Annotated in this window: 20 protein-coding genes; 8 read left to right on the top strand and 12 right to left on the bottom strand. The window is 67.4% G+C overall.

The features are described 5' to 3' along the window. Window positions 1-39: 39 nt before the first annotated feature. On the bottom strand, window positions 40-339 hold the full coding sequence (locus K9B35_RS10140) for an alkylphosphonate utilization protein (protein WP_224921727.1): 300 nt from the start codon (window positions 337-339) through the stop codon (window positions 40-42). Further along, window positions 336-1829, bottom strand: a complete 1494-nt coding sequence (pgi, locus tag K9B35_RS10135; protein WP_224921726.1) for a glucose-6-phosphate isomerase — start codon at window positions 1827-1829, stop codon at window positions 336-338. Before pgi ends, K9B35_RS10140 begins: the two co-directional genes overlap by 4 nt. 288 nt (window positions 1830-2117) lie before the next feature. Between pgi and lepB the strand changes: the two genes are divergently transcribed. The 3 genes from lepB to era all read left to right on the top strand — a co-directional run bounded on the left by lepB (window position 2118) and on the right by era (window position 4680). Next, the gene (gene lepB, locus K9B35_RS10130) at window positions 2118-2963 is read left to right on the top strand and encodes a signal peptidase I (RefSeq protein WP_224921725.1); all 846 of its coding nucleotides are present in this window, start codon (window positions 2118-2120) and stop codon (window positions 2961-2963) included. Between the two features lie 68 nt (window positions 2964-3031). Then, complete coding sequence (gene rnc, locus K9B35_RS10125; RefSeq protein WP_224922227.1) at window positions 3032-3643, top strand: ribonuclease III; 612 nt, start codon at window positions 3032-3034, stop codon at window positions 3641-3643. A gap of 140 nt (window positions 3644-3783) precedes the next feature. Further along, window positions 3784-4680 (top strand): GTPase Era, encoded by an 897-nt coding sequence (gene era, locus K9B35_RS10120; RefSeq protein ID WP_412103468.1) that lies wholly within the window; start codon window positions 3784-3786, stop codon window positions 4678-4680. On the opposite strand, the gene K9B35_RS10115 is transcribed toward era, so the two are convergent. The 3 genes from K9B35_RS10115 to K9B35_RS10105 all read right to left on the bottom strand — a co-directional run bounded on the left by K9B35_RS10115 (window position 4677) and on the right by K9B35_RS10105 (window position 6889). Next, a complete protein-coding gene (locus K9B35_RS10115; RefSeq protein ID WP_412103462.1) occupies window positions 4677-5408 on the bottom strand; it encodes an NAD-dependent deacylase in 732 nt (243 codons plus the stop codon). The genes era and K9B35_RS10115 overlap by 4 nt on opposite strands. Continuing rightward, entirely contained in the window at window positions 5368-5781 is a 414-nt protein-coding gene (locus K9B35_RS10110) for a hypothetical protein (RefSeq protein WP_224921724.1), read from the bottom strand. The genes K9B35_RS10115 and K9B35_RS10110 overlap by 41 nt, the downstream gene beginning before the upstream one ends. A 109-nt stretch (window positions 5782-5890) precedes the next feature. Beyond that, window positions 5891-6889 (bottom strand): ligase-associated DNA damage response exonuclease, encoded by a 999-nt coding sequence (locus tag K9B35_RS10105; RefSeq protein WP_224921723.1) that lies wholly within the window; start codon window positions 6887-6889, stop codon window positions 5891-5893. Window positions 6890-6984: 95 nt separating this feature from the next. Between K9B35_RS10105 and K9B35_RS10100 the strand changes: the two genes are divergently transcribed. The 3 genes from K9B35_RS10100 to pdeM all read left to right on the top strand — a co-directional run bounded on the left by K9B35_RS10100 (window position 6985) and on the right by pdeM (window position 11089). Further along, window positions 6985-9372 carry a ligase-associated DNA damage response DEXH box helicase gene (locus K9B35_RS10100; RefSeq protein ID WP_263622531.1) on the top strand — a complete coding sequence of 796 codons (2388 nt, stop codon included), beginning with the start codon at window positions 6985-6987 and terminating at the stop codon, window positions 9370-9372. A gap of 61 nt (window positions 9373-9433) precedes the next feature. After that, window positions 9434-10381 (top strand): aspartyl protease family protein, encoded by a 948-nt coding sequence (locus K9B35_RS10095; protein ID WP_224921721.1) that lies wholly within the window; start codon window positions 9434-9436, stop codon window positions 10379-10381. 30 nt (window positions 10382-10411) lie between these two features. Further along, window positions 10412-11089, top strand: a complete 678-nt coding sequence (pdeM, locus tag K9B35_RS10090; protein ID WP_224921720.1) for a ligase-associated DNA damage response endonuclease PdeM — start codon at window positions 10412-10414, stop codon at window positions 11087-11089. Between the two features lie 165 nt (window positions 11090-11254). On the opposite strand, the gene K9B35_RS10085 is transcribed toward pdeM, so the two are convergent. The 6 genes from K9B35_RS10085 to K9B35_RS10060 all read right to left on the bottom strand — a co-directional run bounded on the left by K9B35_RS10085 (window position 11255) and on the right by K9B35_RS10060 (window position 16878). Continuing rightward, on the bottom strand, window positions 11255-11968 hold the full coding sequence (locus K9B35_RS10085) for a head GIN domain-containing protein (RefSeq protein WP_224921719.1): 714 nt from the start codon (window positions 11966-11968) through the stop codon (window positions 11255-11257). A gap of 39 nt (window positions 11969-12007) precedes the next feature. Next, window positions 12008-12736 (bottom strand): head GIN domain-containing protein, encoded by a 729-nt coding sequence (locus K9B35_RS10080; RefSeq protein ID WP_224921718.1) that lies wholly within the window; start codon window positions 12734-12736, stop codon window positions 12008-12010. A gap of 113 nt (window positions 12737-12849) precedes the next feature. Beyond that, a complete protein-coding gene (locus K9B35_RS10075) occupies window positions 12850-13383 on the bottom strand; it encodes a CarD family transcriptional regulator (protein WP_224921717.1) in 534 nt (177 codons plus the stop codon). 274 nt (window positions 13384-13657) lie between these two features. Beyond that, window positions 13658-13999 (bottom strand): ferredoxin FdxA, encoded by a 342-nt coding sequence (fdxA, locus tag K9B35_RS10070; RefSeq protein WP_224921716.1) that lies wholly within the window; start codon window positions 13997-13999, stop codon window positions 13658-13660. A 106-nt stretch (window positions 14000-14105) separates the two neighbouring features. Further along, window positions 14106-14399: a S4 domain-containing protein gene (locus tag K9B35_RS10065; RefSeq protein ID WP_224921715.1), complete on the bottom strand. Its 294-nt coding sequence runs from the start codon at window positions 14397-14399 to the stop codon at window positions 14106-14108. Next, window positions 14392-16878: a helicase-related protein gene (locus K9B35_RS10060; protein ID WP_224921714.1), complete on the bottom strand. Its 2487-nt coding sequence runs from the start codon at window positions 16876-16878 to the stop codon at window positions 14392-14394. The genes K9B35_RS10065 and K9B35_RS10060 overlap by 8 nt, the downstream gene beginning before the upstream one ends. 255 nt (window positions 16879-17133) lie before the next feature. Here K9B35_RS10060 and K9B35_RS10055 point away from each other — a divergent pair, with 255 nt between their 5' ends. After that, window positions 17134-18615: a M23 family metallopeptidase gene (locus tag K9B35_RS10055; RefSeq protein WP_224921713.1), complete on the top strand. Its 1482-nt coding sequence runs from the start codon at window positions 17134-17136 to the stop codon at window positions 18613-18615. After that, window positions 18612-19298, top strand: coding sequence for a LamG domain-containing protein (locus K9B35_RS10050; RefSeq protein WP_224921712.1), 687 nt, complete (start codon window positions 18612-18614; stop codon window positions 19296-19298). The genes K9B35_RS10055 and K9B35_RS10050 overlap by 4 nt, the downstream gene beginning before the upstream one ends. 126 nt (window positions 19299-19424) lie before the next feature. Here the strand turns inward: K9B35_RS10050 and K9B35_RS10045 are convergent, their stop codons facing one another. Next, window positions 19425-21098 (bottom strand): ATP-binding protein, encoded by a 1674-nt coding sequence (locus tag K9B35_RS10045; RefSeq protein ID WP_412103461.1) that lies wholly within the window; start codon window positions 21096-21098, stop codon window positions 19425-19427. Window positions 21099-21255: the final 157 nt, after the last annotated feature.

Below are 21255 nucleotides of genomic sequence, written 5' to 3'. Positions count from 1 at the left end.
CGACCTGTGTCGCCCTCACAAATCTTGTTGGGCTATCTATTACCGTTTCCGCACAAACTCCGCCCTCAGCACCAGGCCCTTGATGCCGTCGAACTTGCAGTCGATTTCCTGCGGGTCGCCGGTGAGGCGGATCGATTTGATCAGGGTGCCGCGCTTGAGGGTTTGCCCTGCGCCTTTGACGGTCAGGTCCTTGATCAACGTGACCTGATCGCCGTCGGCGAGCAGGTTGCCGACCGAGTCGCGGACTTCGACCGCATCCTCTGCCGGAGCCGCAGCCACTTGTGAGGCGGGGACCCATTCGCCGCTCGCCTCGTCATAGACGTATTCGTCGTCGCTCATGCGAAGGCTCTCCGGATCAGGTCGTCGGTGGAGGGGTCGAAATCCTGGCCGCCGCGCTCGGCGGCCTTGGCCATTTCCTTGCCGAGCTCGACGCCGAACTGGTCGAACGGGTTGATGCCGAGCAGCGCGGCGCTGACGAAGGTGCGGTGTTCGTAGAAGGCGATCAGCGCGCCGAGCGTGCGTGGGTCGAGTTCGTCGAGCAGGAGCGTCATCGACGGGCGGTCGCCGGCATAGGCGCGGGCGGGGTCGTCATTGGCGCGGCCGGCCATCAGCGCGGCACCCTGCGCAAAGCAGTTGAGCAGGAGGGCGCGGTGATGATCCTCGGCCAGCGTGTCGCCGCCCTCGATCACCGCCAGAAATTCGAGCGGGATCAGGTGCGTGCCCTGATGCAGCAGCTGGAACACCGCATGCTGTGCGTCGGTGCCGACGCCGCCCCAGGTGATCGGCGCGGTGGCACGGCCGACCGGCTGGCCGTCGGCGGTGACCGACTTGCCGTTCGATTCCATCTCAAGCTGCTGGAGATAGCTGGGGAGGAGGCGCAGGCGCTCGTCATAGGCGAACACGCCGCGCGTCTGGGCGCCGCGATTCTGGGTGTAATAGAGGTCGGCGAAGGCGGCGAGCACGGGTGCGTTGCTGCGCAGATCGGTCAGGCGGAAATGGCGGTCCATCTCCGCCGCGCCGTCGAGCAGCTCCTCGAACGCGTCCCAGCCCAAGGCGATTGCGGTGGGGAAGCCGATCGACGACCAGAGCGAGTAACGCCCGCCGACACTCTCGCCGAACGGGAGGATGCGGGTTTCGTCGACGCCCCATTCGACCGCCTTGTCCGGCGCGGCGGTGAGCGCGATCACGCGGCCATAGGGATCCTCGACCCCATGTTCGCGCATCCAGTCGAGCGCGCTGGTGGCGTTGAGCAGGGTTTCGGTGGTGGTGAAGGTCTTTGAAGCGACCGCGATCAGCGTGGCGTGCGGGTCGAAGCTGTCGATCGCTTCCTCCAGCGCGCAGCCGTCGATGTTCGAGACGATGGCGACGTCATAGCGGTCCATGTCGCGGCCGAGCGCGTCGATCAGCAGCTCCGGGCCGAGCGCGGAGCCGCCGATGCCGATGTGCAGGACGTGGCGGATCGGACCCAGCGCTTCAGCCTCGATCGCGTCGATCAGGCCGCGCATGCGGGCGTGATAGGCGGCGGCGCGGGCGACGCTGTCTTCGCTGCCCTCACCGCGTTCGGCGGTGTGCTCGGCGGCGCGGCCCTCGGTCACGTTGACTGGCTCGCCCGCGAACAGCGCGTCGCGCTTGGCGGTGAAGTCGGCTGCCTTGGCGAGCGCGGCGAAGGCGTCGAGCGCGGCGGCGTCGAGATGCGTCTTGGAGAAATCGAAATGGATGCCCGCGACATCGGTGGTGAGCGATGCCAGCCGGTTCGCGTCGGCGGCGAACAGGTCGTTCAGCGGGGTGCGCGGCAGCGATTCGATCGCGCTCCAGTCGGGGGTCGCCATGTGCCTGTCTCCTTTTGGGTCGCGGCGCGTGTAGCGTGATGGGTGGGGGAGTGAAAGCGGGCGGCGCGCAATTCCTCCCCTGCCCCGCAGGGGAGGTGGCAGCGCGCAGCGCTGACGGAGGGGCGGCCGCGTAGACGGCCGTGGGCAGCTCGGCAAAATTCTGCCCTCTTCGGGGCAGCCCCTCCACCACCCGCTGCGCGGGCGGTCCCCCTCCCCTGAGCAAGCTCAGGGGAGGAATGGGGAACAGACTGCCTTGACGATGCCACACACCCAATTCACAGCAGCGCCATGGACGATTCCGCCACGGCGCAGACCGCCGCCCCCGCCGAGACCCTCAAGCCGCGCTCCGAGCTGCGGGATACGCTGAGCTTCCTTTTGAAGCTCGCGATCCTGGTGTTCATCGTGCGCAGTTTCGTCTTCGCGCCGTTCAGCATCCCGTCGGGGTCGATGCTGCCGCGGCTGCTGGTCGGCGACTATCTGTTCATCACCAAATGGAATTACGGGTATTCGAAGCATTCGCTGCCGTGGAGCCTGCCGCTGATTCCGGGGCGCGTGTTCGCCAAGGATCCGGCGCGCGGCGATGTGGTGGTGTTCAAGGCGCCGCCGGACGCGAAGACCGACTGGATCAAGCGCGTGATCGGCGTTCCCGGCGACACGGTGCAGATGCGCGGCGGGCAGCTGATCCTGAACGGCAAGGCGATCCCCAAGGAGCGCGTCGCCGATTTCGTGCTGCCGATGACGCCCAATGCCGATTGCGATGCGGCGATCGAGGCGACCGCGGAGGGCACGCCGGTGTGCCGGATCGCGCGCTATCGCGAGACGCTGCCCGGGGGCAAGAGCTATGACGTGCTCGACGCTGGGATGAGCCCGGGCGACGATACCGAGCTGTTCACCGTCCCGGCGGGGCATGTGTTCCTGATGGGGGACAATCGCGACAATTCGAGCGACAGCCGGTTCGAACCGGCGCTGGATACGAGCGGCGTGAACCGGGGCGGCATCCGCTTTGTCCCGATCGAGAATATTCAGGGCAAGGCGGTGGTCAGCTTCTGGTCGACCGATGGCAGCGCCAGCTGGGTTCTGCCGTGGACCTGGTTCAGCGCGGCGCGGTTCGAGCGGATCGGGGACGGCTTTTGAGTGACAGGCGCGCGGTTGAGGGATTGGCCGGCTGGCTGGCCGGGGTTCTCGCCGCGGCTCCGGGCGACATGGCGCTGTACACCCGCGCGCTGACGCATGGCAGCCAGGGTGCGGTCAATTACGAGCGGCTGGAGTTTCTGGGCGACCGGGTGCTGGGGCTGACGCTGGCCGAGTGGCTGTATGAGCGGTTTCCGGGCGAGCCGGAGGGCAAGCTGTCGCGGCGTTTCAACGCGCTGGTGACGGGGCAGATGTGCGCGCAGGTGGCGCGCGAGATCGGCGTGTCGCAGCATCTGAAGCTGGGCAAGCAGGCGCGCGACGATGGCGCGTCGGACAGCGACAATGTGCTGGGCGATGTGATGGAGGCGCTGATCGGCGCGACCTTCCTCGATCAGGGCTTCGACGCGGCGCGCGCGCTGGTGCGGCGACTGTGGGACAGCCGGATCGACGCGCAGGAATCGGCGCCCAAGCATCCCAAATCGGCGCTGCAGGAATGGGCGGCGGCGAACAACCGCCGCGCGCCGGACTATGTGCTGGTCGACCGATCGGGGCCGGGCCATGCGCCGCGCTTTCGCGTGAAGGCGGAGATCGGCAAGCTGGCGGAGGCGCACGGCGAGGGGTCGAGCAAGCAGGAAGCCGAGACCGCAGCGGCGGCGGCGTTGCTGGCGGTGCTGCAGAAATAGGCCAGAAATAGGGGTGGTCACCGCGGACTGGTTCCGGGGTCCGCCGCCTGTGCTATAACGTCAATGGATGCGCCCGCGGATGGGTGGACCCCGGCACAAGGCCGGGGTGACGATGGTTTTTGGACGGAGTGGTTTTGGATATCGAAGCACAGAAATGCGGCCTGATCGCCGTGGTCGGCGCGCCCAATGCGGGCAAGTCGACGCTGGTGAACGCACTGGTCGGGCAGAAGGTGGCGATCGTCAGCCCCAAGGCGCAGACGACGCGCGCGCGGCTGATGGGCATTGCGATTGCCGATGATACCCAGCTGTTGCTGGTCGATACGCCGGGGATTTTCGATCCGGCGCGGCGGCTGGACCGGGCGATGGTCGCCGCCGCCTGGGAAGGGTCGCAGGGCGCGGACCTGATCGCGCTGGTGGTCGACGGCAAGGGCGGGATCGGGCCGAAGGTGCGCAGCGTCGTCGCGGGGCTGAAGGACCGACGCGAGCGCAAGATCCTGATCCTCAACAAGGTCGATATCGCCGACAAGCCGCGCCTGCTGGGCCATGCCGCGAGCCTCAATGAGCTGGCGGAGTTTGAGGATACGTTCTTTGTGTCGGCGACCACCGGGGACGGCGTGGCTGAGCTGAAGGCGGAACTGGCCAAGCGCATGCCCGAGGGGCCGTGGCACTTCCCGGCGGATCAGGTGTCGGACGCGACCGACCGCATGCTGGCGTCGGAGATCACGCGCGAGCAGCTCTATCATTTGCTCCACGCCGAATTGCCCTATGCGACGGCAATCGAGACCGAGCGCTATACCGAAAAGCCCGACGGGTCGGTCGAGATCTACCAGCAGATCCTGGTTGAGCGGCCGACGCAGCGCGCGATCGTGCTGGGGCAGGGCGGGTCCAAGATCAAGGAAATTGGGTCGCGCGCGCGGGCCGAGCTGATGGAGTTGCTGGGGGTGAAGGTCCAGCTGTTCCTGCATGTGAAGGTGCGGCCGGGCTGGGAAGAGGATCGCAGCCTGTATCGCGAGATTGGGCTGGACTGGGTCGACTAGGCGAGTAGCGACTCCACCCATTCCGGCACCAGCGTTCCTGCCGGACCAAGGCGGGTTTTCGCGAACCACGCGCTGCCCTCCGATTGCTCAAGGTTGAGTTCGAGCGTGTCGGCGCCGTGGTAGCGCGCGGTGCGGACGAAGCCGGCGGCGGGATAGACCGCGCCGGAGGTGCCGATCGAGACGAACAGGTCGGCGCGGGCGATCGCGGCGTCGATCGCCTCCATATGATAGGGCATCTCCCCGAAGAACACGATGTCGGGGCGCAGCGCGGGCGCGTCGCATGACGGGCAGGACGTGCCGGGCGGGAGCGGGTCGGCCCATTCGCTCTGGATGCCGCACAGCGCGCAGAGGGCGGACTTCAGCTCGCCATGCATGTGCAGCATGCGTTTCGATCCGGCGCGCTCGTGCAGATCATCGACATTCTGGGTGACCAGCAACAATTCGCCGGGCCATTGCGCATCGAGCCGGGCGAGCGCGTGGTGCGCGGCGTTGGGTTCGACGTTCGCCAGATTCGCGCGACGTTCGTCGTAGAAGCGGTGAACGAGGTCGGGATCGTGCGCGAGCGCTTGCGGCGTGCACACATCCTCGACGCGATGCCCCTCCCACAGCCCGCCGGGACCGCGAAAGGTGGCGACGCCGGACTCGGCGGAGATGCCCGCGCCGGTGAGGATGACGATGGTGCGGACTTTAGCCACTACGCGCTGTCCGATCGCGTCGAGTGCCGACACGAATGGCGAGAGCCGGTCCAAGGAGCGGCAAGAGCGTCCAGAGCGATGTCGGAGAGCCGATCAGGCCGAACTCTCGCAGGTCGTAAATTCCCAGGATCAGCGCTCCGCCAAATGCGGTCCATGCCAGCAGCAATGCTCTGCGATGTTTCGCAGCAAATAGCGCGATTGCGAGCAGGGCGAACCCGATGATCGGCAGGGATGCGAGCTTGCGCCATGTCGGAAAGTTGATGTGCGAGATCGAGGCCGGTCCCTCCCCGATCGAAACGGCGAGCGTGTAACCACGATCGAGATACTGCCATTGCTGCACGGCCGACAGGATGAGCAGCGCTCCGATCAGGATCGAAGCAGCGAGAATCAGGGATGAGCGTTGCACAGCCGCAGAGTGCCGTCGAACTGTGCGCGGAGCAACCATCGTGTCCAGCGCTGGCAAGTTAGGTCGACAGGTTGGACAGGATGGCAGCGATCACCGCACTGGCGAGTGCTCAGTCATCCTCATCCTCATAGCCCGCCAGTTCCAGCGCGCGCGCCTTGATCTGGTGCTGGCGGCACCAGTGGACCAGTGCGTCTTCGCGGCCATGGGTGACCCAGACTTCCTTCGGCGCGATTTCGCGTAGCGTCGTGGTCAGTTCGTCCCAGTCGGCATGGTCGGAGAGGATCAGCGGGAGTTCGACATTGCGTTGGCGCGCGCGCTGGCGGACGGTCATCCAGCCGCTGGCCATCGCGGTGACGGGGTCGGGCAGGCGGCGGGACCAGCGGTCGTTGAGCGCGCCGGGCGGGGCGAGGATGATGCGGCCCTGCAGCTCCTTCTTTGCGACGCCGGTGGCGGGGCGCAGTTCGCCGAGCGCGACGCCATGGTCGATATAGAGGTCGCACAGGCGTTGCAGCGCGCCATGGATGTAGATCGGATCGTCGAAGCCCATGCCGCGCAGTTCGGCGATCACCCGCTGTGCCTTGCCCAGCGCATAGGCGCCGACCAGCACGCAGCGTTCGGGCTCGGCGCGCAATGCGGCGAGGAGCTTGTCGATCTCGTCGGTCGTCTCGGGATGGCGGAAGACCGGGAGGCCGAAGGTCGCTTCGGTCACGAACACGTCGCATTTGACCGGGCGGAAAGGTTCGCAGGTCGGGTCGGGGCGGCGTTTGTAATCGCCCGAGACGACGATGCGCTCGCCACGATGGTCGAGCACGATCTGCGCAGAGCCGAGGACATGGCCGGCGGGGACGAAGCCGATCTCGACGTCCCCGGCCTTCACCGTCTCGCCATAGGCGACCGGGTGGGCGGTCTGGGGGCCGTAGCGCGCGTCCATGATCGCGAGCGTTTCGGGGGTCGCCCATACCGCGCCATGCCCGCCGCGCGCGTGGTCGGCATGGCCGTGCGTCACGAAGGCGCGCGGCTTGGGCTGGGAGGGGTCGATCCAGAGATCGGCGGCGGGGACGTAAATCCCCTCCGGGTGCGGTTCGAGCCAGTCGCCGAGCTTTGCCATCATGCCTATATGGGTGGGATGCGGCATTGTTCCCACTTCTGTTTGGCGCCCAGTTGTTCTCACGGTGAGGGCTGGGTTTGAGCCTCCCCCCCGTCCTGTCCGACTGGTTCGCCGCGCGTGGGTGGGCGCCGCGGCGGCATCAGTTGGAGATGCTGGAGGCCGGGCGGGCGGGGAAGCACGCACTGCTGGTCGCTGCGACCGGGGCGGGGAAGACGTTGGCGGGGTTTCTGCCGACGCTGACCGAATTGATCGAGGCGCCGGGCGAGGGGCTGCACACGCTCTATATCTCGCCGTTGAAGGCGCTGGCGGTGGATGTGCAGCGCAATCTGCTGACCCCGATCGACGAGATGGGGCTGAACATCCGCGTCGAGACGCGCACCGGTGACACTTCGCATGAGAAGAAGGTGCGCCAGCGCGCGCGGCCGCCGCAGATCCTGCTGACCACGCCCGAATCGCTCAGCCTGTTGCTGTCCTATGAGGACAGTTTCGTGATGTTCGCGGGGCTCAAGACGCTGGTGGTGGATGAGGTTCATGCCTTCGCCACCGGCAAGCGCGGCGACCTGCTGGCGCTGGCGCTGGCGCGGTTGCAGACGATTGCGCCGGACATGCGGCGCGTGGCGCTGTCGGCGACGGTGGCGGACCCCGATGGCTATCGCGCCTGGCTCGCGCCGCATGGCGACATCGACAACGTCGAGTTGGTGGTGGGTGAGAAGGGGGCGGACCCCGATATCGCGATCCTGTTGCCCGAGGGGCGCGTGCCATGGTCGGGGCATAGCGGCCTGTATGCGATCCCGCAGGTGATGGCGGAGATCGAGACGCACAAGACGACGATCGTGTTCTGCAACACGCGCGGGCTGTGCGAGCTGGTGTTCCAGAATCTGTGGAAGGCCAACGACCTGCAGCTGCCGATCGGGGTGCATCACGGCAGCTTGAGCCTGGAGGCGCGGCGCAAGGCCGAGCAGGCGATGGCGGACGGCAAATTGCGCGCGTTGGTCGCGACCGCCAGCCTCGACCTCGGCGTCGATTGGGGCGATGTCGATTGCGTGATCCAGATGGGCGCGCCGAAGGGGTCTTCGCGGCTGTTGCAGCGGATCGGGCGCGCCAATCACCGGTTGGACGAATCGAGCGAGGCGGTGCTCGTGCCGGGCAATCGCTTCGAATATCTTGAGGCGCGCGCGGCGCTCGATGCGGTCGAGGCGGGCGAGCTGGACAATGACGTGTTCCGCGCCGGCGCGCTCGACGTGCTGGCGCAGCATGTGATGGGCGTGGCGTGCGCGGCGCCGTTCGATGCCGGGGCATTGCTGCGCGAGGTGCAGGGGGCGCTGCCCTATTCGGCGCTGGATGCCGAGACGTTCGATCGGGTGCTGAACTTCATCGCCGATGGCGGCTATGCGCTGCGGGCGTACGACAAGTTCAAGCGGCTGACGCGCACGCCCGATGGGCTGTGGCGGGTGACCAAGCCGGCTTTTGTTGCGCAGCATCGGTTGAACGCCGGGATCATCGTTGAGTCGCCGATGCTCGACGTGCGGTTCAAGAATGGGCGACGGCTGGGCAAGGTCGAGGAGAATTTCGGAAGCCAGCTTTCTCCCGGTGACAGTTTCTTCTTCGCGGGGATGGCGGTCGAGGTCGAGCGGGTCGAGCTGACCGACGTGATCGTGCGCGCGACCGCGAAACCGGCGCGGATCGTGTCCTATATGGGCCTGCGCCTGTCGATCAGCTCGACGCTGGCGGAGCGGGTGCGGCGGTTTCTGGCCGATCCGACCGAATGGGCGCGCTTTCCCGACGATGTGCGCGAATGGCTCGAGGTGCAGCAGCGCCGCTCGCAACTACCCGCGTCGGGGCGGTTGCTGGTCGAAACCTTCCCGCATGAGGGGCGGCACCACATGGTGGTGTACAGCTTTGAAGGGTGGAACGCGCACCAGTCGCTCGGCATGCTGGTGACGCGGCGGATGGAGGCGATGGGGCTGAAGCCGATTGGGTTCGTCGCGAACGACTATGCGCTGGCGGTGTACGGGCTGGAGCCGATCGCCGATCCGGCGGCGCTGTTCTCGCCCGATATTCTGGAGGATGAGTTCGTCGATTGGGTGCAGGGATCGGCGTTGCTCAAGCGTGCGTTCCGCGAGGTGGCGATCATCGGCGGGCTGGTCGAGCGGCAGCAGCCGGGGAAGAAGAAGACCGGGCGGCAGGTCACGTTTTCGACCGACCTGATCTATGACGTGCTGCGCAAATATGAGCCCGATCATCTGCTGCTCAAGGCGGCATGGGCCGATGCGCGGGCGCGGATGACCGATGTCGGGCGGCTCGCGCATCTGCTTGATACCGCGGCGGAGCAGATGGTGCATGTTGATCTCGATCGCGTCAGTCCGATGGCGGTGCCAGTGCTGATCATGATCGGGCGCGAGACGGTGGCGCAGGGTGCGGCGGAGGATGCGATGCTGATTGAGGCCGAGGCGCTGGCGGTCGAGGCGATGCGGGTGGATTGAGGGGGGCGCGCTTCCCTCAAGTACAATTGCTGCGCAGCATCGACAGGTATAGGATCGCGCGATGCGGTCGCTCCTGCTCATACCGCTCTTTGCAGCGTTCGGCGCCCAACCCGCGCCCGAAGAGACGCTGCCGCCGCGCCCCGCAGCCGAGGCGGGCAGCGAGACGGTGGCGCTGGGCGCGATTGAGACGCGGATGACGGTTCCGGTGTCGATCGGCGGTGCGGCGCCACAGCCATTCATCATCGATACCGGCGCCGAGCGATCGGTCGTGTCGCGCCAGCTGGCGGGGCAGTTGGGGCTGGCGGCCGGACCGCAGGTGCGGCTGACGACGATGACCGGAAGCTCCCAAGTGCAGACCGTGGTGGTCCCGTCGCTGTCGGTCGGCCCGGTGCGCGACGCGCGCGCGTTCAACGCCCCGGCGCTGGAGGCGGCGCATCTGGGTGGACACGGGCTGTTGGGGATCGAGCAGTTGCGCGGCCATATGGTCGCGATCGACTTTGTCCGGCGGGAGATGGCGGTGCGTCCGTCGCGGGGCGCCGCTCGGCCAGCGACATTCGGTCGCGACGCGGAAGAGATCGTGGTCATCGCGCGCAACCGCATGGGCCAGCTGATCGTCACCGAAGCGCAGTTCGAAGGGCATCGCGTGACCGTGGTGCTCGATACCGGGTCGCAGATCAGCATGGGCAATCTGGCGCTGCAACGGCGGCTCAAGCGGATCGCGCTGAAGGGGCCGATCGAGCTGACCAGCGTCACCGGCGAGAAGCTGACGGTCAATTATCACATTGCCGGGCAGGTTCAGATTGGCGGCGTGGTGATGCGCGGCTTGCCCGTCGCCTTTGCCGATGTGCCGCCGTTCGACCATTTCGGGCTGTCGAAGGAACCGGCGCTGATGCTGGGGATGGACGCGCTGCGCGCCTTTCGCCGGGTCGAGATCGATTTTCCGGCGCGCCGGGTGCGCTTCATGATGACGCGCAGCAGCACGCCGCCGACCGGATCGCGGATCGGTTGACGCGCCGCGTCGGGGGCGCGATAGCGGGGTATGGTTCCCTTTTCGTTCGCCTGTCATGATCTGTGCGCGCTGCCCGAGGCGGCGCTGTACTGGCCGGCGCGGCGCGCGCTGATCGTCGCCGACCTGCATTTCGAGAAAGCGAGCTGGTTTGCGCGCTGGGGGCAGCTGCTGCCGCCCTATGACAGCCTGGCGACGCTGGATGCGCTGGCGGCGTTGGTGGCGCGCACGCAGGCGCGGGAGCTGTGGTGCCTGGGTGACAGCTTCCATGACTCGGCGGGATGCGAGCGCTTGCCCGAGGCGGCGCGGGTGCGGTTGCGGGCGCTGACCGGGGCGCTGGAGTGGAATTGGATCACCGGCAACCATGACGCGGCATTGGCCGAGCAGGCGGCGATCGATCATTGCGGCGGGCGCGTCATGGTCGAGGCCGAGGTCGACGGGCTGTTGCTGCGGCATGAGGCCGAGCCGGACGAGCAGCGGCCCGAACTATCGGGGCATTTCCACCCCAAATTGCGGGTGCGGACGCGCGGGCGACAGGTGGCGCGGCGCTGCTTCGTCGCGACGCAGACCAAGCTGATCCTGCCGGCGTTCGGCGCGCTGACCGGCGGGCTAGATGTCGATCATCCGGAGATTGTGCGCGCGGTCGGGCGTGGTGCGCAGGCGCTGGTGGCGCTGGAGGACCGGTTGTTGCGCTTTCCGATTGCGGCGTGAAGCCCATTGGTTCCCCTCCCTGAAAGGGAGGGGCTAGGGGTGGGTTTAGCGCAAGCGAGGCTCGATGCCTCGATTGCCGCTGTTTTGCGAGATGGGTGAGAGTCTTTGGAGCGCGCAGACGCGCGCACCCACCCCCGACCCCTCCCTTTCAGGGAGGGGAGAGTTTTACTTCCGCCGTTCGGTCTTGCCGGTGCAACTCGCCGGGCCGGGGCCGCTAATCAGGCAAGCCGCGTTGCCGGTCACGCGCACCGTTCCGGTGCCCAGCGACGCGATCTGCGCGGTGTAGCGGGCGATGAAGCGGCTGTCCCCGGCGCTCTGTGCCTGAACAACGAGGTCGTTGACGGTCATTCCGGTAGCATCGATCGACCCGGCGCCATAGCTGCCGAAGCGCGCGGTGCGGGCGGTGCCGCCCTTGATGCGAACCGCGCCGGTACCGGTCAGCGTGACCGCGAGCTGGTCGGTTTCGAGCCGGGCGATGTTGAGCGATCCGGCGCCATTGACGCCCAGATCGATCCGCTGCCCCGCGATCCGGTCGACCTCCACCGATCCGCCGCCATTGATGTTGATGCCGCGCAGGCCGCGTGCGCCGACGGTGATCGTCAGCGGGCCGCTCGCCTCGCTCCAGCCCTCGAACGTCTGGTTGCGCGGGCCGATCACCAGCTGGCCGCCCATGTTGCGGACGCTGACCCGGTCGAGCGCGCGGCGGTCGCCGGTGATCACGGCCTTGGGCGGCTGGCCGTCGATCACCTTGACGAGGAACGGGCCATCGACGCGCAGCCGTTCAAAGCCGGTGAGCATGACGGTGTTGCTCTCTGCCGCCTGCGGAACGGGTGCCGCGCCGACAGCGAAAAGCGGGGCGAGGATCAGAAGGCTGCGCATCACGCGGGCATCGCACCGATGACCCGCGCCAAGCAAGCTTTAGCTACAGCGCGCGTCGCCCGAGCCCATCTTGCTGACCGAGCATTTCGCGCCGCCGGTCAGCTCGACATCGCCCGATCCGACCAGCGAGATGTCGGCCGCGCCGCTGACCTGTGCGCGGACATTGCCCGAGCCCGCGATAGAGATGTCGGCGGTGCCCGCCTTGAGGCCCGCGGCGCCGACATTGCCCGATCCGGCGATCGACACGTCGAGCATGCTCGCGGTGCCGCCGCCGATGTTGATGTCGCCCGATCCGGCGATCGACAGATCGGCCTTGCCGCCGGCGATGCTGGCGAGCGTCATGTTGCCCGAGCCCGCAATCGCGCCCGCGAAATCGCCCTTGGCCGCGTCGATCGCCATATCGCCCGATCCGGCGATATCGGCGCTGGCGAGCGCGGGGAGGGTGACGATGATCTTCGCACCCTTGTCGCCGCCCCAGCTCCACTCACCATCCTTGCGCCCGATGCGCAGCGTGTTGCCATCCTTGCGGATTTCGAGCCGGTCGAGCAGCGCGCTGTCACCCTCCGCCGTGACCGAGAAGGCGCCGGTGCGAACCTCGACATCGTCGGCACCGCGCAGCGACACGCCGGTGAAGTCTGCGACCTGGAAGCTGAGCGTGGCGCCCTGACCGCTCGGCTGGACGACATCGCCGCTCATGCCGCCGGCGAAGTTGCAGCCGGCCAGTGAAAGCGCGGCGGTGGCGACAAGGGCGATGCGGAAGCAGTTCATCGGGTCTCTCCCATGTGTATTGGTTTAATAATACACGCCCGACATATCGCATGCAAATGAAAAAGGCGGCCCCGCAGGACCGCCCTTGTCGTTATCGGATCGGCGTCGCGCGATTAGGCGCTCGCCTTCTCCTTGTTGTAGATCGCGGCCGAGGCGCGCAGGATCTCAAGCAGCTTTTCCAGCGCAGCCTTTTCGTCGATCTGCTCCATCGCGGCGAGCTCACGCGCGAGGCGCGAGGCGGCGGCTTCGAAGATCTGGCGTTCGGAATAGCTCTGCTCGGGCTGGTCGTCGGCGCGGAACAGGTCGCGGACCACTTCGGCGATCGACACCAGGTCGCCCGAATTGATCTTCGCTTCATATTCCTGGGCGCGGCGCGACCACATGGTGCGCTTGACCTTGGGCTTGCCCTTGAGCGTGTCGAGCGCCTCACGCAGCGTCTTGTCGCTCGACAGCTTGCGCATGCCGACGCTTTCCGCCTTGTTGGTCGGAACGCGCAGGGTCATTTTCTCTTTTTCGAAGCGGAGCACGTACAGCTCAAGCTGCATGCCCGCGATTTCCTGTTTCTGGAGCTCAATCACACGGCCCACGCCGTGCTTGGGGTATACGACATAATCGCCGACATCGAAGGACAGCGCCTTGGCAGCCATGTGCGGGAAGCCTTTCTTATGAACTCGCGCCCCTAAGGGATTGCGTCACAGGCCCGGTGCAGTTACCGGGCGGGTGAAGCCGGGTCGGGGCAAATCAAACACGGTCTCCAGTACCGAAACGCGATTCCTCGCGTCCGACGCGGTGTTTAACACAGATGCAATAAAATTACCACACCGGAATCGCGCGCGCCCGGAGTGGGCGCGCGACGGCGTGTCGCGTGGAATGAAACGCTGGCGTCTCAGCCGGTGAGGCAACCGGCCGGACCTGAAATCCTCAATCCCCCGCGCCGGGCTCGGGCGAGAAATACTTCTCGTACTTGCCCTCTTCGCCCTTGTGCGCGTCGGCGTCTTCGGGGGTCTGCCCGGCGTTGCGTGTGACGTTGGGCCATTGCGCGGAGAAGGTGTTGTTCAGTTCGAGCCAATGCTCCAGCCCGCTCTCGGTGTCGGGCAGGATCGCCTCGGCCGGGCATTCGGGCTCGCACACGCCGCAATCGATGCATTCGCTCGGGTTGATGACGAGCATATTCTCGCCCTCATAGAAGCAGTCGACCGGGCACACCTCGACGCAGTCCATATATTTGCAGCGGATGCAGGCGTCGGTGACGACATAGGTCATGGCAGGTTCGGCCCCTCATGCGCCCCAGGCGGGCGGTGTTCTTTCACCATCTGCTATGCAAGCCTCTCCACAACGTCAATCTAGACGCGCTTTCTGCGAGACATTCTCAATCTTTGTCGGACGGGGTGCCGGGGGTCAGTTCGGTGTAGCAGCCCTGAGCCTCGGCCGGTGGGCCGCGACGATGCGGCAGCGCATCGACCCGCACCACGCGCACCCGCCCGCCATGCGCCACAAAGGCGAGGATGTTGCCGGGCCGCACCGGCAGATGCGCGCGCTCGACCCGGCGGCCATCGATCCGCAAATGTCCGGATTCGGCGAGCGCGCGCGCGAAGTTGCGCGACGCGGACAGGCGCGACCACCACAGGAAGCGGTCGAGCCGCATGGCGGCGGGGTCAGTCATCGGTCAGCGCGACCAGCTTGGCAAAGGCATGGCCCATCGAGGTATCGCGCGGCGGCGGCTTGGGCTTGGCGAGTGGGGTCAGCCCCTTCCACACCCAGCGCTGCGGCTGGCCCTCACGCCCGCGCAGCCCCTGAAAGCCGAGCTGCGCCATCAGCCGGGCGAGCGTGTCGGGGGTGAGGCCCATCGAGGTGGCGAGTGCGGGATCGGGGGTGAAGGGGGTGCGCCCCTTGCGCGCGTCATGCGCGGCGCGAGCGATGCGCTCGGCAAGGTCGATGCGCACCGCCTGTTGCCCCAGCGGGCGATAGCCATGGTCGAGCGATGCTCCGGGCGCGGTGCGGTGGAGGACGCTCGCGCCCTCAGTCGCGCCATCGCCAAGGTTCAGCAGCGCGCGACGCGCAGCGGCGGCGCGGGGCTTGAGCAGGCCCGGCATGAACAGGTCGAGCGTGCCGATGACGATGCCGGCCTTGCGCAGCCGCTTGCGGTCGTCCGGGTCCAGTGCCTCGACCAGCGCCCCGGCGGCGCGGCGCGGCATCAGTCCGCCGGCCTGGACGAGCAGCCCGGCGAGTGCGCGGACGCGGCTGCCCGCAGCAGCATCGCGGCTGAGCGCGTCGAGTGTGGCGAGGTCGGGCAGGTCGGCGACGATGCGCGCGTCGAGCCAGGCGGCGATGCGTGCCAGCGCCGCATTGCGCTCACGCGGGTTCAGCACGTCGAGCGTGCGGCACAGCCGGATCGCGGGGCGCAGCGGATTGGCGGTCGCATCGAGATGCGCGACGCGCGACCCCTGCCAATGCACCTCCGCGCCGACCCGCGACAGCGCGTCGTCGGGTGCGTCGGCGAGTGCGGCGGCGCGGCGGCGCAGTTCGGGGGCGAGGCCCTTTTCGGCGGCGGCGAGCAGCATGCGCTTGTCGACGGCGCGCGCATCGGGCGAGACTTCGAAATGGAAGCCGCGCAGCTGGCCGAGCGGGTGGTCCTCGACCGTCACCTCGCCCTCGGCCCCGATCACGACGGGTAGGTGCGAGGCATCGGCGCCGATCTGGCGCAGCAGCACGGTGGTGCGCTTGTCGACGAAACGCTGGGTGAGGCTGGCGTGGAGCGCGTCGGACAGCTTTTCTTCCAGCGCGCGGGTGCGGTCGGCCCAGTGCGCGGGGTCGTCGAGCCAGTCGGCGCGGTGCGCGATATAGGCCCAGCTGCGTGCGGCGGCGATGCGCCCGGCGATGCTTTCGACATCGCCATCGACGCGGTCGAGCCGCGCGATCTCGTCGGCGAACCAGGTGTGCGGGATGTGGCCGCGCGCTTCGCTCAAGTGCCGGAACACGCGCGACACGAAGCGGGTGTGCGGATCGAGGCCGAGCTTGCGGAAATCGGGCAGGCCGCACGCCGCCCAGAGCCGCGCGACCGCGCGGGGCGAGCGCACGCGGTCGCGCACCCAATCCTCGGCGGCGAGGCGCTTGAGCACCATCAGGTCGGTCGCCTCGGGCGCGGCGCGGAGCATCATATGGTCCGGCTTGCGCTCAAGGCTGGCGATCAGTGCGTCGATGCTGGTGAGCTCGGGCTCGCCCTCGCGCCAATAGAGATGCTCGAGCGGGGGGACGCGATGCCCCTCGATCGCCGCGATCTCTTCCGGCGTGAACGCGCCGGGGCCTTCCTCGACCAATGCGCCGAAGGTGCCGTCGCGCTGGTGGCGACCGGCGCGTCCGGCGATCTGCGCCATTTCGGCGACGGTCAGGCGGCGCTGGCGGCGGCCGTCGAACTTGTTGAGGCTGGCAAAGGCGACGTGATGCACGTCGAGGTTGAGGCCCATGCCGATCGCATCGGTGGCGACGAGATAATCGACCTCGCCCGCCTGAAACATCGCGACCTGGGCGTTGCGGGTGCGGGGGGACAGCGCGCCCATCACCACCGCCGCACCACCGCGCAATCGCCGCAGCGCTTCGGCGACGGCGTAAACCTCCTCCGCGCTGAACGCCACGATGGCGGAGCGTTTGGGCAGGCGCGAGAGCTTCTTCGCGCCGGCATAGCTGAGCGTCGAAAAGCGTGGGCGGGTGACGATCTCGGCTTCGGGGACGAGCTTGCGCAGCACCGGGCGCAGGCTGTCGGATCCCAGGATCATCGTTTCGTCGCGGCCGCGCGCGCGCAGGATGCGGTCGGTGAAGACATGGCCGCGTTCGGGATCGGCACCGAGCTGCCCCTCGTCGAGCGCGACGAACGACACCTCGCGGTCGAGCGGCATCGATTCCGCTGTGCACAGGAACCAGCGTGCGCCGGGGGGAACGATGCGCTCCTCGCCAGTGACCAGAGCCACTTCCTTCGGCCCCTTGATCGCGACGAGGCGGTCATAGACTTCGCGTGCCAGCAGCCGCAGCGGGAAGCCGATGATGCCGCTCGAATGCGCCGCCATCCGCTCGATCGCGAGATGCGTCTTGCCGGTGTTGGTGGGGCCGAGCACCGCAGTGACCGGGCTGTTCGGGGAACGCATCATCGCCTGACAAGATTGCCCCGACTCGACCGCTGCGCAAGGCACAGCGCGCGGGTTTCGCTGGCGTTTTCGGTTAATAACACGCCCCGTCCCCGCACCGGCACGATTCGCCGCAAGACCAGCGCGACTCCGACCTGCTTAATTTGACTTTAGCATATACTATCCACAACCGTTCGGGCCGAGGCCGGGGGAACGGCAATTCGTTCAAACGATTGTGAGTGGGGGCAGCGCGCCTTGTTTCTGCGCAGCGATCATGGATTGGAACAATCGGGCGGCGCGGCGGCGCTGTCGTTCGGGCGCGGCGTCGATGTGCGCACGCCGGGCATGATCGAGCGTTTCCGCGAACGCTATCCCGATTTCGAGCTGATCCCGGATCTGGGGTCGCGCATCGGCAGCCGTGAATGGTTCCGTGGTGCAGCGACCTGCGCCGGGCTGTGCGCCTTTGTCTATTTGTTGTCGCCGGGGTTCGAGCGTCCGATTTTCGGTAGTGTCCCATCAGCGCAGGCGGCGAGCGCCGATCTGATGCGCGCCCAGTCGATCGCTCCGCTCGACAAGGGTGGCGTCACCGGCACGCGGCTGGCCGCCAACCGGCTGGTGTCCAGCCTCTCCGATACGCCCGAACGCCCGATCATTCAGCACAGCGTGACGCTGGGTTCGGGCAGCGGGCTGCAGGCTGCGCTGGCGCGTGCGGGCGTCGCCAATGGCGAGGCCGCAACCGCCGCCGACCTGATCGGTGGCGCGATGGCGCTGGGCGATCTGAAGTCGGGCACCCAGCTTGACCTGACGCTTGGTCGCCGGGTCGACAAATCAGCGCCGCGCCCGCTGGAGAAGCTGGCGTTCCGTGCGCGCTTCGACCTCAGCCTCGAGCTGGTGCGCACGCCCACCGGCCTTGCGCTCAACGAAATTCCGATCGCGGTCGATCATACCCCACTGCGCATTCGCGGGCGGGTGGGGGAGAGCCTGTACCGTTCGGCACGTGCCGCCGGTGCGCCGTCGCGCGCGGTTGAGGCCTATATCCGTTCGATCGCCACCCGCATGCCGATCGGCCGGGTCGGGTCGGATGCGGAGTTCGATATCATCGTCGAACAGGCACGCGCCGCGACCGGTGAAGTGCAGCTGGGCAATTTGCTGTACGCGGGCCTTAATGGCGGCGGGTCGGGCAAGGTCCAGCTGCTGCGCTGGGAAGAGGACGGCAAGGTCAGCTGGTATGACGGCGCCGGCAAGGGCGAGCGCAAGGGCACGATGGCGATGCCGGCATCGGGCCGGATCAGCTCGGGCTTTGGCCTGCGCCGCCATCCGGTGCTGCGCTTTACCCGGATGCACAAGGGGCTCGACATCGCGGCGGGCCATGGCGCGCCGATCCGCGCCGCCAATGATGGCGTGGTCGCGTTCGCCGGGCGCAATGGCGGCTATGGCAATTTCGTGCGGCTGAACCATAGCGGCGGGATGGGCACCGGCTATGGCCATATGAGCCGGATCGCGGTGCGCGGCGGCCAGCGGGTCAGCCGGGGTCAGGTGATCGGCTATGTCGGATCGACCGGCATTTCGACCGGGCCGCATCTGCACTACGAACTCTATCGCAACGGCGTTGCGATCAACCCGCGTTCGGTGTCCTTCTCGGTCGTCCAGCAACTGGGCGGCAATGACCTGCGCGCGTTCAAGTCGAAGCTGGCGCAGTTGCTGGCGGTGCCGGTCGGCGGGACGCGGGGCAAGCCAGCCAAGACCGACGACGCGGAGTGATTGCGCGCCGGACGCTGATCGCGGCGGCGGCCATCGCCGGGGTTGCGCCTGCACTTGCGAAACCCCGTGCCGAGATCTGGAAATTCGACTCGCTCAAGCGCATCGGCGGGCTGACGCCGCGCATTGAGGGTGCGCCCAAGCTGATCGACAGCCCGCTGGGCAAGGCGGTGTTGTTCGACGGGGTACGCGACCGGCTGCTGATCCCGCGCCACCCGCTCGCGGGCACGCCGCGCTTTACGTTCGAGGCGCTGTTCCGGCCCGATGGCGGGGCGTTCGAGCAGCGCTGGTTCCACCTTGAAAGCGGCGACGGTTCCGCATCGACCGCGAAGGACGGGCAGCGGATGCTATTCGAAATCCGCACCGAGGGGAGTGAGTGGTGGCTCGACACCTTCCTGCTCGGCCCCGGCTATCGCGCGCCGCTGATCGATGCCGCCAAGCGCTGGCCGGTCGGGCGCTGGCACCATGTCGCGCAAAGCTATGACGGGCGGGTCTATCGCGCGTTCGTCAACGGGGTTGAGCAGGCGCGGGCCGAGCTGGCTTTTGTATCGCAGGCGCCGGGTGTGGCGTCGGTGGGGATGCGGATGAATGCGGTGAACCCGTTCAACGGCGCGGTGCGCAGCGCGGCGTTTACGCGTGGGGTGGCACTGGAGCCTGAGCGGTACGTGCTGCAGGTTCCGCGCTGACCCAAAGCGTCACCTCCGCGAAAGCGGGGGCCCATCTCCAACATGATCGGCACAACGCCCCGGTGCGTTAGGGGGATGGTCCGGGAGATGGGCCCCCGCTTTCGCGGGGGTGAGGACGGGGCTTTTCTACCGCCCCTGCGCGCGCCAGCGGCGGATGGTGCGGTCGAGGATTTGGTCCTCCCCGCCGATGTGCCGCCACAGTTCGGAGAAGAGCGGGTCGCCCGAAGCCGGGCGCTTGTTTTCCTCGAGCGCGTCGAATGCGACGCGGACCGGGGTGGCGACGCCTTCGCCGACCATGATGCATTCGCGGTTGCGCAGCGCGGGAATCGCGTCGAGGAAGCCGCGTGCGCCTTCGGGCATCGCCGCACGCACGAACGCCTGGTCACGGTCGTTGTTGAGGCGCATCGAGATGATCGTACCGCATTGCGACAGCACGCCTTCGGCCAGATCCGACGGCCGCTGGGTAATCAGGCCGAGCGACACGCCGTACTTACGACCTTCCTTGGCGATGCGGCTGAGGATGCGGCCGACTGACGATCCGTCAGCGTTGCGCTCGTTGGGCACGTAGCGGTGCGCCTCTTCGCACACCAGCAGGATCGGGCGCTGCGCCTCGCCGCGCGACCAGATCGCATAGTCGAACACCATGCGGCTGAGCACCGCGACGACGACGCTGGTGATCTCGCTCGGCACGCCCGACACGTCGATGATCGAGATCGGCTTGCCGTCGCCGGGCAGGCGGAAGATGCGCGAAATGAAGCTCGCCATCGTGTCCGACACCAGCATGCCGCTGAACATGAAGGTGTAGCGCGGGTCTGCCTTGATCTCGTCGATCTTGCCCTTGAGGCGCAGATAGGGGGCGGTGTCGGTCGCCTTGTCCATCTTGCCCATCTCGAGCTGAAGGATCTGGGTCAGGTCCGACAGCAGATACGGGATCGGCGCATCGACGGTCAGCTTGCCGAACTCGGCGGCGAGCCGGTTCTTCTGCTTGGCCATCAGGATGCAGCGCGCGAGGATGTCGCCGTCAATCTGTCGGTCCGACCCCTGGGTGGTTAGGAACACCTCACAATGTTCCTCGAAGTTCATCAGCCAGTAGGGCATGGCGAGGTTGGACACGTCGAACAGCGCGCCATTGGTCTTGAACGCGGCGGAATATTCGCCGTGCGGGTCGATCATCACGACATGGCCCTGCGGCGCGAGCTCACAGATGCGGTGGAGGATCAGCGCGGCGGCGGTCGACTTGCCGGTACCGGTCGATCCGAGCAGCGCGAAATGCTTGCCCAGCATCGCATCGATATAGAGCGCGGCGCGGATGTCCTTGGTCGGATAGACATTGCCGACCTCGATATGTGCGCGGTCGTCGGCGGCGTAGATCTGCTTGAGGTCTGCGGTCGAGACCGGGAACACCGGGGTGCCGGGCACCGGATAGCGGGTGACGCCGCGGCGGAAGCTGTAGAGCTTGCCGGTGAGCTTTTCCTCGTCGCCCTCGCCGAGGAAATCGACCTGCGCGATCACCGTGTCGCTGCGCGTGTCGAGGCGCAGCGCGCGGACATTGGCGATCAGCCAGCTGCTGCCCGCGCGCAGCTTGATCTGGCTGCCCACCGTGCCCGCCCCCGCAACCGCCGGATCGGCGCTGGTGGCCAGCGTTTCAAGCGCCGCCATGTCGAACACGACCTCACTCGACGCGCCGCCGATCGCCGACACCGCGCCGATGCCGTGCGCCGTTGCGGCGCCGGACTGGTCGCTGGCTTCGGAGGCCGGACGGATACGGTCGAATCGCTGGCCGCCCATGTCTTCACTCATCACGCGGTGTTGCTCCCCCTGCAAAACAGGGTGTTTCTACTGAGTGGGAGTAAAGAAGTGGTTGGTGCGCCGGTTTTGTGTTCAGCTGCGCTGAACGCGGCACCGGCCCGCTCCCCCACCCGGCCACCCAACGACAGTGTATTCTATGGGTGGCCGG

It is taken from the genome of Sphingomonas sp. R647, from assembly GCF_020177055.1.
GTDB lineage: Bacteria > Pseudomonadota > Alphaproteobacteria > Sphingomonadales > Sphingomonadaceae > Sphingomonas.
The sequence above is the reverse complement of the archived record's forward strand: the minus strand, read 5'-3'. Positions and strand labels throughout refer to the sequence as shown.